This window comes from Micromonospora sp. NPDC050397, assembly GCF_044901685.1.
GTDB lineage: Bacteria > Actinomycetota > Actinomycetes > Mycobacteriales > Micromonosporaceae > Micromonospora_G.
Genome location: NZ_JBJDPS010000005.1, coordinates 156,666 through 169,137, shown reverse-complemented (window position 1 = coordinate 169,137; position 12,472 = coordinate 156,666). Strand labels below are relative to the sequence as shown.

The 12,472-nt window shown below is 70.6% G+C and carries 10 protein-coding genes; 2 read left to right on the top strand and 8 right to left on the bottom strand.

Annotated features, from left to right (window positions below):
- Positions 1 to 63 precede the first annotated feature (63 nt).
- Complete coding sequence (locus tag ACI2K4_RS19635; protein WP_404513134.1) at positions 64 to 1,380, bottom strand: PLP-dependent aminotransferase family protein; 1,317 nt, start codon at positions 1,378 to 1,380, stop codon at positions 64 to 66.
- Positions 1,381 to 1,689: 309 nt separating this feature from the next.
- Here ACI2K4_RS19635 and ACI2K4_RS19630 point away from each other — a divergent pair, with 309 nt between their 5' ends.
- On the top strand, positions 1,690 to 2,349 hold the full coding sequence (locus tag ACI2K4_RS19630; protein WP_404513133.1) for a GNAT family N-acetyltransferase: 660 nt from the start codon (positions 1,690 to 1,692) through the stop codon (positions 2,347 to 2,349).
- Positions 2,350 to 2,359: 10 nt separating this feature from the next.
- On the opposite strand, the gene ACI2K4_RS19625 is transcribed toward ACI2K4_RS19630, so the two are convergent.
- From ACI2K4_RS19625 to murJ, 7 genes are all read right to left on the bottom strand, one after another.
- The gene (locus tag ACI2K4_RS19625; protein ID WP_404513132.1) at positions 2,360 to 3,517 is read right to left on the bottom strand and encodes an N-acetylmuramoyl-L-alanine amidase; all 1,158 of its coding nucleotides are present in this window, start codon (positions 3,515 to 3,517) and stop codon (positions 2,360 to 2,362) included.
- Between the two features lie 336 nt (positions 3,518 to 3,853).
- The gene (trxA, locus tag ACI2K4_RS19620; protein WP_404513131.1) at positions 3,854 to 4,177 is read right to left on the bottom strand and encodes a thioredoxin; all 324 of its coding nucleotides are present in this window, start codon (positions 4,175 to 4,177) and stop codon (positions 3,854 to 3,856) included.
- A gap of 35 nt (positions 4,178 to 4,212) precedes the next feature.
- On the bottom strand, positions 4,213 to 5,166 hold the full coding sequence (trxB, locus tag ACI2K4_RS19615; RefSeq protein ID WP_404513130.1) for a thioredoxin-disulfide reductase: 954 nt from the start codon (positions 5,164 to 5,166) through the stop codon (positions 4,213 to 4,215).
- A 183-nt stretch (positions 5,167 to 5,349) separates the two neighbouring features.
- Positions 5,350 to 6,321: a hypothetical protein gene (locus ACI2K4_RS19610; RefSeq protein WP_404513129.1), complete on the bottom strand. Its 972-nt coding sequence runs from the start codon at positions 6,319 to 6,321 to the stop codon at positions 5,350 to 5,352.
- Entirely contained in the window at positions 6,318 to 7,076 is a 759-nt protein-coding gene (gene sigM, locus ACI2K4_RS19605; protein ID WP_404513128.1) for an RNA polymerase sigma factor SigM, read from the bottom strand. The genes ACI2K4_RS19610 and sigM overlap by 4 nt, the downstream gene beginning before the upstream one ends.
- Positions 7,077 to 7,125: 49 nt before the next feature.
- On the bottom strand, positions 7,126 to 8,724 hold the full coding sequence (locus tag ACI2K4_RS19600; RefSeq protein ID WP_404513127.1) for a protein kinase family protein: 1,599 nt from the start codon (positions 8,722 to 8,724) through the stop codon (positions 7,126 to 7,128).
- A gap of 303 nt (positions 8,725 to 9,027) precedes the next feature.
- On the bottom strand, positions 9,028 to 10,773 hold the full coding sequence (murJ, locus tag ACI2K4_RS19595) for a murein biosynthesis integral membrane protein MurJ (protein ID WP_404513126.1): 1,746 nt from the start codon (positions 10,771 to 10,773) through the stop codon (positions 9,028 to 9,030).
- 153 nt (positions 10,774 to 10,926) lie between these two features.
- Between murJ and ACI2K4_RS19590 the strand changes: the two genes are divergently transcribed.
- Positions 10,927 to 12,408, top strand: coding sequence for a CCA tRNA nucleotidyltransferase (locus ACI2K4_RS19590; RefSeq protein WP_404513125.1), 1,482 nt, complete (start codon positions 10,927 to 10,929; stop codon positions 12,406 to 12,408).
- The last annotated feature ends 64 nt before the right edge of the window (positions 12,409 to 12,472 follow it).

Here is a 12,472-nt window from a genome sequence, read left to right as displayed (position 1 = left end):
CTGGATACTGCGTCTTGTCGGTCGGGAACCCGGAGTCGGCAGGGGGCGTACTCATGCCCGGAATCATGCCAAGTCAGGACCCGGAACGTCAGCGCCGGCCTGTCCCCGACGGCGGTGGGTGGGTCGCTCGACCGCCCCGAAGACCTGGCGCATCGCCATTTCCTGTTCCATCACGCTCGCCAGCCGGCGGATGCCCTCACGAATCCGGTCCGGTGGTGGGAAGGAGAAGTTGAGGCGCATGTGGCCGGTGCCGGTGCCGTCGGCGTAGAAACCGGTGCCCGGCACGTACGCGACCCGGGCCGCGATCGCCCGCGGCATCATCGCCTTCGAGTCCAGGCCGTCCGGCAACGTCGCCCAGACGAAGAGTCCACCACCCGGCTCGGTCCAGGTGGTGCCGGCGGGCATCAGGTCGCGCATCGCGTCGAGGATCGCGTCCCGGCGTTCCCGGTAGACCTCACGGTACGTCTTGAGCTGCTCCCGCCAGGGCATGGTGGTCAGGTAGCTGGTCACCGCGGACTGGGCGAACGCGCTCGGGCAGAGGATCTGCGCCTCGCTCGCGATCACCAGCTTGTCGCGTACGGCGTGCGGCGCCAGGATCCAGCCGACCCGCAGCCCCGGCGCGAAGGTCTTGGAGAAGGTGCTGAGGTAGAAGACACCGTCGCGACGACGGGCGCGCAGCGGCAACGGGGCGTCGCCGTCGAAGCTGAGTTGGCCGTACGGGTCGTCCTCGACCACCAGCAGACCGGCCCGCTCGCAGATGTCCAGGACCCGCTCCCGACGTTCGTCGGTGAGGGTCACGCCGGTCGGGTTCTGGAACGTCGGAATGGTGTACAGGAACTTCGCCCTGCGGCCGGTGCGGGCGACCTCGGCGATGGCCAGCTCCAGCGCCTCCGGGATCAGCCCGTCGGAGTCCATCGGTACGTGCACGACCTGTGCCTGGGCGGCCTGGAACACGCCGAGCGCGCCGACGTAGGTGGGGCCCTCGGCAAGCACCACGTCACCCGGGTCGAGAAAGAGTCGGGAGATCAGGTCGAGTGCCTGCTGTCCGCCGACGGTCACCACCACGTCCTCCGGGGAGGCGCCGCATCCGACGTCGATGCCGGAGAGCGCCATCACCTCGCAGATGCGTTCCCGCAGGTCGAGCATGCCCTGGCCGATGCCGTACTGGAGGGTGGTGGTGCCCTGCTCCGAACCGAGCCGGCCGAGCATCTCGCCGACCGCGTCGAGCGGCAGCGCGGCGATGTACGGTGCACCACCGGCGAGCGACACGACCTCGGGTCGGCTGGCCACGGCGAAGAGTGCTCGAATCTCCGATGCGGTCATGCCCCGGACCCGGCGGGCATAACGGTCGGTATAGTCGTCGAGCGTCGTGCCGGTCATGGCCTCTCCTCGCTGCGCTCGGTCATGACGATCCCTGATCGCAGGTTGCTGGTGCTGGCCAACCATAAGCCAGACAGCGCCGGTAACTCGATCGTAATCCGCGGTCGACGATCTCGTCCGTACAGCCGACCCGGGGTCCACATCCCGGACGCCGGTCGGCCCCCGACCCGCATTCCGGGGCGTACTGGTCCGTCCGACCTCTCCCGTGGCGCGACGTTCCGGCGTACGATCGCTCGTTGGGGGCAAGGCGCGACTGTGGCGATATTTCGCGGTCTTTGGACCTCCGACCGGATTTTTGGGGATACGGCGATGTCGCGACGTCTGGTCAGTCTGACCCTCGATACGCTCGAGGATCTTCCGCGCCCGTGCCGGCAGTGTGTCTACTGGGAGCTTGATCCGGTCTCGGCCGACCGGGCCTGCGCCGTCGGCGATCCTGGCCTCGAAAAGGAGGCGTGGGTCTCGCAGACCCTGCTGGAATGGGGCTCCTGCGGCAAGCTCGTCTACGTCGACGGGATGCCGGCCGGCTTCGCCATGTACGCGCCACCCGCGTACGTGCCGCGCTCGATGGCCTTCCCCACCTCGCCGGTCTCGGCGGACGCCGCGTTGCTGACCACCGCGCACGTGGTGGCCGCCTTTGCCGGCGGCGGACTCGGCCGGATGCTGGTCCAAGGGGTCGCCCGCGACCTGACCAAGCGTGGCATCAAGGCGATCGAGGCGTTCGGCGACGCGAAGTTCGGCGAGGCGGGTGACGAGGCGGGCGGCTGTGTCGCGCCGGCTGACTACTTCCTTTCGGTGGGCTTCAAGACGGTACGTCAGCACCCGCGCTACCCGAGGTTGCGACTGGAACTGCGTACCGCGCTCTCGTGGAAGTCGGACGTGGAGTACGCGCTGGAGAAGCTGCTCGGTTCGATGAGCCCGGAGAGCCTGCTCCGTCCGGTCCGCCCGGCAACCCGCACCACCACCGGCTGACGCTGCTGCCTCAGCGCCCGGCGGCCACCGCCGCGCGTAGCTCGCTCACGTCGATCGAGCCGGTCGGCACGTCCTGCTCGACCGGGAAGTACATCCGCTGTACGGCGGCGACGATCGCCTCCACCACATGGTCCCGGAACCCGGGGTTCACCAGCCGCGCCAGATCGGTGGGCGAGGTGAGGTAACCGACCTCCACCCGTACCGCCGGCATCCGGGTGAGTCGGAGCAGTTCCCAGGTCTTGGCGTGGACCTGGCAGTTGCGCATCCCGGTCCGGGCCACGATCTCCCGCTGGACCAGCCCGGCGAGCCGCTCCCCGACGGTGGAGGTGACGCCGTTGTCGGTGCCGTAGTGGTAGGTGGCCACCCCGTCCGCCTCCGGATTGGCGTGACCGTCGACGTGCAACGAGATGAACAGGTCGCCGCCGAGTTCGTTGGCCAGCTCCGCGCGGGCCAGATCCGGCAGGGGCGCGGCCGGCATCGGTCCACGGGTGAGGTGCACCCGCATGCCCGCGGCGACAAGCCGGCCCCGCAGCCGGTTGGCGAGGTCGTAGGCGAGTTCCGCCTCGGACCAGCGCAACCCGCCCTCCGGCACCACCACGCCGGGGTCGGAGCCGCCGTGGCCCGGGTCGATCACGATGACCTTGCCCATAAGGTTCGGCCCGGACTGACGGATCGCGTCGGACTCGCGCAGCCACTGCGGTCGGCCACCGACCACCTTGCGGCCGAGCCGACGCAGCGCGTGCATGGTGTGCGGGCCGCAGGTGCCGTCCGGGGAGAGGCCGACCTCTCGCTGGAACTGGGCCACCGCCCTGGCCGTCTGCGCCCCGTAGATGCTGTCCGCCCGCCCGACGTCGTAGCCCATCTCCAGCAGCCGCTCCTGAAGGGTCCGTACGTCCTCGCCGGTGAGCGGGTCGGGAATCGCGTGGTACAGGGTCCGGGCACCGAGTCGCCAGCGGGCGGCGTCGAGCGCCCGCCAGGTCTCGGCACCGACCTGGCCGTCGACGCTCAGCCCACGACTCTGCTGGAAGGCGCGTACCGCGTGCTCGATCTCCGCACCGAACTCGTCCGGCGGCGTCGAGGCGTCGGAGGGGAGCAGGTCGAGGCCGAGCAGGACGCCTCTGATCTCGGTGACGGCTGGACCGCGGTCACCACGTCGAACCGGACGCACAAACGACCTCCCTCCGCGCGATTCCGTACAACGTTGACCTGACCCGGACCGACGCGTGATCATCGGTCGGCCTACCGTTGCGGCGGGTGGGCTGGATCATCCCGCGATGTCCTTTCCGCAGGCCGCCCGTCCGCGAGTTGAGACGCTTCCGGAGCCTACCGTGGTCCGGTCTCCGGCGCCCCGGGTTGACGGGATGCGGACCTTGGCGGTGCCACCGCCGAGCCCGCTGCTTCCCGGCCTTTCGGAGAGCGGGGCGGATCCGCCGGTACACCGGAAAGCACCGTGCCCACCCCCGGCGGGCCGGGAGCGGGCACGGGACGCACGTTTTCTGTGAACCTAGAGCGCGGCCTCGATCAGCTTGACCAGGTCGCTCTTGGGACGGGCACCGGCCACCGACTGCACCGGCTGTCCGCCCTTGAAGATGGTGAGGGTCGGCACCGACATCACCCGGTAGGCCATGGCGGTCTCCGGGTTCTCGTCGATGTTGAGCTTGACGATCTCCACCCGGTCGCCCATCTCGCGGGCGATCTCCTCCAGGAGGGGAGAGACCTTCCGGCAGGGTCCGCACCACTCGGCCCAGAAGTCGACCAGTACCGGCTTTTCGGACTGGAGCACGTCACTGACGAAGTTCTTGTCCGTGACCGCCTTTGTTGTTCCCATGAAAGACCCTCCTCCGGGCGTACGTTCCGGTTGTCTCAGACTTCCAACGAGGCGATGAAGCGTTCGGCGTCCAGCGCCGCGGCGCAGCCGGTGCCGGCGGCGGTGATCGCCTGCCGGTAGGTGTGGTCGACCAGGTCGCCCGCGGCGAAGACACCGGGCACGTTGGTCTTGGTCCCCGGGGCGTCGACCCGGACGTAGCCGTTGTCGTCCAACTCCACCTGGCCACGGAAGAGCTCGCTGCGTGGGTCGTGGCCGATCGCCACGAAGACACCGGCAACGTCGAGCACCTTGGCCTCACCGGTGTGTACGTTCCGCAGCCGTACCCCGGTGACCTTGCCGTCCGCGCCGAGAACCTCCTCGACGACGCTGTTCCACTCCACCTGGATCTTCTCGTTGCCGAGCGCGCGCTCGGCCATGATCTTGCTGGCCCGGAAGCTGTCCCGGCGGTGCACGATGGTCACCTTCGACGCGAACTTGGTGAGGAAGTTCGCCTCCTCCATGGCCGAGTCGCCACCGCCGACGACGACGATCTCCTGGCCCCGGAAGAAGAAGCCGTCACAGGTGGCACAGGAGGAGACGCCGTGTCCGAGGTACTCCTGCTCACCGGGTACGCCGAGCGGGCGCCACGCCGAGCCGGTGGTGAGGATTACCGCCTTCGCCCGGTACGCGGTCTCGCCGACGTACGCGACGCTGACCGCGTCGGAACCCGGTTCACCGGTGTCGGTCAGCTCGACCCGGCTGACGTCGTCGGTGATGAACTCGGCGCCGAACCGTTCCGCCTGCTTGCGCATCGAGTCCATCAGCTCGGGGCCGAGAATCCCGTCCGGGAAGCCCGGGAAGTTCTCCACCTCGGTGGTGGTCATCAGGGCGCCACCCGACTGCACACCCTCGATCACCAGCGGGTTCAGGTTGGCGCGGGCGGCGTACACGGCGGCCGTGTATCCGGCCGGCCCCGAGCCGATGATGATGAGGTTGCGGACCTCGTCCACTGCCGTCTCCCGAGAGTCTGGTCGCCGACCGGTGCGGTACGTCGATGCCGGTCAGCACGCCGGTCGATGATCTGCGACCGGCAACTGATGAGCAGAACGCCATACTACGAAGCGGAAATTCCCCTGCCGGTCATCCGGTGGGTCACGTCACGCCACCGGCCAAACGGCCGGTGAGGAGTGGATTCACCCTACCTGGACGCGATAGCGGGTGTCGGGGCCAGAGGTGGGCAGCCCGCAGTCGGAACCGCTGACCCACGCCCAACGGGTGCCGGCGCCGTCGGTGAACGCCGCGACGACGGCGGGCACGCCCTCGTACGCGGCGAGATCGACCACGTTGAAGGTGACCGGGGCACGACCGTGGCTCAGGGCGATCGCCTCGAGACAGGCTGCCAGGGCGTCCTGCGACGTCGCCAGGCGGGCAAGCCCGCTGGGCGTCCGGTCGCCGCTGGTGGCCGAGGGGCGGTCCTCGGTCTGGGGCGGGCCGCTGCCGAGCGGGCTGACGCTCTCGGCACCGCCGCGCTCCCCGCCGCCGACCTGCCGACCGAGGGCGGCCAGGGCCTGGCCGAGGGTGGCCGAACCGTAGTCCGTGCCGCTGGTGAACATCCGTTCCTGCGCGGGTGCGCCGTACGGTATCCCGCTGACGGTCGGAGCCTTTCCGGCGGCGTCGGAGGTGCTGTTCGACTCGTTGGGCGTACCGAACTGGCTGAGCCCGAAGCCCGCGAAGGCGGTCGCGGCGGCGGCGACGGCCACCGGTCCGGCAAGACGCGACCAGCGACGACGGTTTGTCCGGGAGGCGGTGCGGGGCCCGTCGTCCACCCGCTCGTCCGACCCGGGTACGGCCGTGAGGTGGCGGGCCGGTGCCTGCGCCGGCTGGTTCGGGACGGCGGGTTGGACCAGCGGCCCGGCGTCGCTGAGCGCGGCGGTGAGCCGGTCGGTGATGTCGGTCGGCATCGGTCCGGTGTCGGCCGCCCACCCGTCGAGGCTCTGCTGGACCGAGTCGAACGCCTGACACAGCGTCTCGTGTGCCGCCGCCCACTCCGGGTCGGTGCTGACCAGCCTGGCGACCGCCGCCTCGTCGGGGGTGCCCGTCAGGGCGCCGCCGAGATAGTCGGCCAGCAGGTCGAAATCGACCTCGCTGGACTGGCCCGCGGTCACTTTTCCTCCTGGATGCCGTCGCGCCCGGACTGACCCGACCCTGATCGGACGCCGCCGACCGGCGGGGGGTTCCCCGCGGTGACCGACGGCACGGGCTTGTCGGACCTGCTCGGCGCCGGTACGGCGGGCCCCCGGGGACGGAGGTGGCCGAGGATGAGGGCCAGCCGGGCCCGTCCCCGGGCGCAGCGGCTCTTCACGGTGCCCTCGGCTACGCCGAGCATCACGGCGACCTCGGCGACCGGGTAGCCCTGGACGTCGACCAGGATGATCGCCGCCCGCTGTTCGGCGGGGAGCTGGGCCAGCGCCTGCTGGACGACGAGCGCGGTGTCGTGGTCGGCCACGGGTGCGGCGGGCTCGAAGCCGGGCCACCGCCCGGACTCGTCCGTACGTGAGCCGTCGGGCAGTGGGACCGTCGGGTGTGCCTGCCGGCGCCGGATCCGGTCGAGGCAGGCGTTCACCACGATCCGGTGCAGCCAGGTGGTGACCGCCGCGTCGCCCCGGAAGCGGGCCGCCGCGCGATGAGCCGAGAGCAGTGCGTCCTGGAGCGCGTCGGCCGCGTCCTCCCGATCGCCGACCGTACGGAGCGCGACGGCCCAGAGCCGGTCCCGGTGCCGGTGGAAGAGCTGGGTGAAGGCGTCCCGGTCGCCGCCGACGTGAGCGCGGAGCAACTCGGCGTCGGTGAGCGGGACGAGCTGCTCCGTGGCCTCGTCGACCGGCGCGCTGCTCGTCCCCTCCGGCACCGGAAGCCCGGTCATGAGCCGGTCCGGTCCCGGGGTCCGCTGCCGCGTGCCGGCCGGGCGGTCACTATCCCTCGACCTCGATCTCCTGGATGCCGAGCCGGAACTCGCCCTTGTTGTTCTGCGTCATGTCGGTGACCCAGAAGAGCAGGTACTGGTATTTCTCGGTCGACTCGAAGGCGCTGAAGGTCACGTTCGCCCCGGCCTTCTCCGCCGGTTCGCCGATGGTCTTGTAGGTCCTGACGATCTGGTCGTCCGAGGCCTTGCTGGAGGGCAGGGTCTCGGTACCGGTCTTCAGCTCGGCGGTCACCCCGCTGGACTGGAGGTGCACCGTCACGGACTTGACGCTCCGGGGCTCCTTCAGGTCGATCAGCACGCCCATGCCCGACTTGAGGTTGGCGAACTTCGGGCCGTTGTAGGAGTCGGACTCCCAGCCCTTGCGCAGGTCGCCGTCGACCACGGCGGCGGCGCCGTCGAGTTCGTCGCCCCGGTCGGTACCGGTGCTGACGATGCGCACGCTGCTGCCGTCGATCTTGATCGGCTGCGGCGGCGCGGCCGGCGCGTCCGTGCCGCCGCTGGGGGTGGTGGCACCGGGCGGGGTGGTCGGGGCGGCGGTGTTGGTGCCGGCACCGTCGTCGGAGAGCGCGTTGATGCCGAAGTAGAGACCGATCAGGGCGATCACCAGCAGTACGGCGACCCCCGCCACGATCTTGCGGGTGCCGGCGGGTGCCGGCGCCACTCCGGGGTTGCCCTCGTCGTGTGTGGCGAACCTCAACGGCCCGCTGTTGTCCAGGTACTGCTCCTCGGCGGCGGCGTTGAGCCGGCCGAGTTCGGCGGCGAGCACGTCGACCGAGGGGACCGCGAGCTGCGGGTCGAGCAGGTCCATGGTCAGGTCGTCGAGGTAGGCCGGCACCCCGGCCCGGACCTGACGGGGTGCGGCGAGGGCGCCGTTGGCGTCGCGCATCCCGTCCGGCAGCGCCGATCGGCCACGACCGCCGGAGAGGTGCGCCTCGGCGTGCGGCCAGGCACCGGTCAGGGCGAAGTAGAGGACACCGCCGACCGCGCGGGCGTCGGTCTCGATCGTGTCGGCCCCGTCGGCGCGGGCGTCGGCCAGGACCACCCGGCCGTCGTCGCCGACCATCACGGTGCCGGGGTGGACGTTGCCGTGCACCATGCCGGTGGCGTGCACGGCGGCGATGGCGCCGGCGACGGAGTGCGCGATGCTGGTGGCGCGGGCCGGTTCGAGGGGGCCGTCGGCGACCAGTTCCCGCAGCGAGTGCCCGTCCACCCACTCGCGTACGACGTACGCCCGCTCTTCCTCGTCGATCGCGTCGTAGACGCCGACCAGGTTGGGGTGGATCACCCGGCTCGCGGTCACCGCGGCCTGGAGCATCTCCATCGCGGAGTCGCCGCCGGGGTAGCGCAGCACCACCGCGACGGGCCGGCGGAGTACGACGTCCACGCCCCGCCAGACCTGACGGCCGGCGCTGTCGTCGTTGATGTGCTCGGCCAGCTCGTACCGCTCGGCGAGGACCTCACCGACGGCGGGCGCACCGAAGGCCATGACGGGCGGGGCAACCTCGTCCGCCTCCTGACCTTCGCCGACCTGGGTCACCCGTCCTCCCTCGATGATTGTCGCAGTCGATGGACCCGTGCTGCTGGGCATTGATTTTCCGCTCTATCGCCGGTGAACCGGACGCTGGGCGCCATCCCTTAGCGTAGGCGCTCTCCGCACCTGTCGAGAGCGACCTTACCTGGGATGGACTCATCCCCGACATGTCATCTTGCGGGCCTACCCGACCCGGTGCCGGGAGTGGGTCGAACAGTCCAGGTACGACCGGTGTCATCCGCCTTGACGCCACCGGCAATAGCTAATCTATCGGTTCATTTCAACTACCTGACGGAGGGTCAGCGCTCTTCCTCCCGTCCCCGCTTTTCCACAGCTCATCCCCGACCCGGACGGGTGCGATCAGCGACCGATCTTGCGACGGACGAGTTGCACGACCTCACTGATCTCCTGGATCCGCAGCAGCAGGGCCAGACCCAGGTAACTCGCGCCGATCAGGCCGCCACCGACGATCAAGCGGACCACCGCCTCCAGCCAGCTCGGCTCGGACCCACCGGGAAGCACCTGGAGCACCAACCAGCCGACCAGGGCGGAGCCGAGCGCGGCGACCACCACCTTGCCGACCGTCTTCATGATCTCGCCGAGGCCGAGCCGGCCGATCCGGCGGCGCAGCAGCGCGGCCGTGATCGCCACGGCGGCCACGTACGAGACCGCGTTGCCGAGCATCAGTCCGGCGGCGACGAGCGAGGAGCTGAACGCGGCGAAGAGCCCGATCTGCACCAGCACCCGGATTCCCACCACCGGAATGTTGATCAGGGCCGGGGTCTTGGTGTCCGGCAGCGCGTAGAAGGCGAAGGTGAAGAGTTGGCTGATCGCGAACGGGATCAGCGCCAGCGCACCGACCAACAGCACCACCGAGGTGGCGGTGGCGTTCTCCGCGCTGAACGCGCCGTACCGGAAGAGCACGACCGAGATCGGGCTGGCCAGCACGGCGTAGCAGACCGCGATCGGGGCCAGCACCGCCGTCACCACCCGGGTCCCCCGGGACAGGTCGGCGACGACGTCGGGGTAGCGGCCCTCGGCCGCCGCCGCGCTCATCCTCGGCATCAGCGCGGTGAGGATCGACACCGCGACGATGCCGTGCGCCATCATCACCAGCAGGAAGACGTTGTTGTAGATCAGCGGGCCGGCCTCGTTTTCGTGCCCGGCCCGGTTGAGCAGGTTGAACAGCACGGCCAGGCCGATCTGGCTGACCGCGACGTAACAGAACATCCAGGCCCCGAGCCGGCCCAGTTCGCGCAGGCCCAGGGCGCGGAAGTCGAACCGCCAGCGCCACCGGAAGCCGACCTTGCGCAGTGCCGGGAAGAGGCCGGCGGCCTGGATGACCACGCCGAGCAGGGTGCCGCCGCCGAGCAGGGCGATCCGCCCGGTGGTCATCTCGTCCGCCGGGATCACCTTCGCGCCGAAGACCGCGATGTAGGTGCCGAAGGTGGCGATCACCACCAGGTTGTTCAGGATCGGCGTCCACATCGGGGCGGCGAAGTGGCCCCGGACGTTGAGCACCGCGCTGATCAGCGCGGAGAGGCCGGTGAAGAAGATCATCGGCAGCATCAGGTACGAGAGCTTCGTGACCAGGGGCTGGAAATCCGGGCTGGTGTCGTCGCCGCCGTAGAGCGCGGCCAGCCAACCGGCGCCGGCCACCGCGAGGACCGCCGCGACCGCGAGGGCGATCACGGCGAGGGTGAGCAGGCGCTGGGCGTACGCCTGGCCCTGGTCCGGGTCGACCTTGCGGCGCCGGACCAGCACCGGGATCAGCACGCTGGTCAGGATGCCGCCGAGCAGGAACTCGTAGACCATGCCCGGGAAGATCTGCGCGGTCGTGTACGCGTTGCCGACCGCGAAGGTGCCGAGGGCGGCACCGAGCACGACCGTACGCAGGAAGCCCGTGCCCCGGCTGACCAGGCTGCCGATCGCCATCACCGCGCTGTTCGAGGCCGCGTTGCCCTCGCCCGGCGGCTCCGGGGCCGGCGCGGTGGTCTCCACCATCGGCTGCTCGAGCGAGTCGATGGAGATGAGTGTCGCCCCGTCCGGCGGTGGCTCGGACCCGTGCGGCATGGCGTTCGCGCTGCGGTACAGCCCGTCGCCCATCTCGGCCTCCCCAACCCGTACGGCGGGCAGGCGTGCCCACCGATACTGCTCAGACCTTAGTCAACCGGTGCAGGCGCACGCCGCGCCGAGTCCGATACCGCTGGTCCGCCCGCCGGGACAGCGGATCGGACGGACCGATAGGCTGGCGCTCCCATGTCCGAAACCTCCGCTCCGAACGCCGCTGACGCCGCCGCGGCCCAGTCCGTCGCGCCCGGTCTGAGCGCCGCCCAGCGCAATGCCGTCGCCGAACTGATGCGTGTCTCCCCGGTCGCCGACGAGTTGGGGCGCCGGTTCGCCCGCGCCGGGTTCGAGCTGCACCTGGTCGGCGGTTCGGTACGGGACGCGCTGCTCGGCCGGCTCGGCGACGACCTCGACTTCTGCACCGACGCCCACCCGGACGACACCCTCCGGATCGTCCGGGGCTGGGCCGAGGCGACCTGGGAGACCGGGCGGGAGTTCGGCACCATCGGCGCCCAGCGCGAGGGCCTGCGACTGGAGATCACCACCTTCCGGGCCGAGTCGTACGACCAGATCACCCGTAACCCGGTGGTGCGGTACGGCACCAACCTCGTCGACGACCTGCGGCGGCGGGACTTCACCATCAACGCGATGGCGGTCAGCGTCCCCGGACACACCTTCACCGACCCGTACGGTGGGCTGGCCGATCTCGCCGCCCGGGTGATCCGTACGCCGGGCACGCCCCGGGAGTCGTTCGGTGACGATCCGCTGCGGATGCTCCGCGCGGCCCGGTTCGCGGCGCAGTTGGGCTTCACCGTGCAGCCGGAGGTCCACGCGGCGATGACCGCGATGGCCACCGACCTGGACCGGATCACCGCCGAACGGGTCCGGGACGAGTTCACCAAGCTGCTCTGCGGCGCGGACCCGATCACCGGACTGCGGCTGCTGGTCGACACCGGCCTGGCCGACCGGTTCCTGCCCGAGCTCACCGGCCTGAAGCTGGAGATCGACGAGCACGCCCAGCACAAGGACGTGTACGAGCACACGCTGATCGTGGTGAGCAACGCGGTCCGGCTGGAGGGGCCGGAGTGCGACTTCGTCCTGCGGATGGCCGCACTGATGCACGACGTCGGCAAGCCGGCCACCAAGGCGGTCGGCAGCGACGGCAGGGTCAGCTTCCACCACCACGAGGTGGTCGGGGCGAAGCTGACCAAGCAACGGATGAAAGCGATGCGCTTCCCCAAGGACGTGATCTCCCAGGTGGTCGCGCTGGTCGGGTTGCACCTGCGGTTCTACGGCTACGGGCGGGGTGAGTGGACCGACTCGGCGGTCCGCCGCTACGTCGCGGACGCGGGTGAGTTGCTGCCCCGCCTGCACAAGCTGACCCGCTCCGACTGCACCACCCGCAACCGGCGCAAGGCGCGGCAACTCGCCTCGGACTACGACGCGTTGGAGGAGCGGATCGCGCGGATCCAGGCTGAGGAGGACCTGGCCCGGGTCCGGCCCGACCTGGACGGTAACGCGATCATGGAGCTGCTCGGCGTACCGCCGGGTCCGCTCGTCGGTCAGGCGTGGCGCCACCTGAAGGAGCTGCGCCTCGAACGTGGGCCGATGGACCGGGACGAGGCCGAGGCCGAGTTGCTGCGTTGGGCGCGGGAGCAGGGCATCGCGGGCTGAGCCCGGCGCGCACGAAGGGGCGACGCCCGCCCGGGACGTCGCCCCGTGGTCGTACCCGGGGATT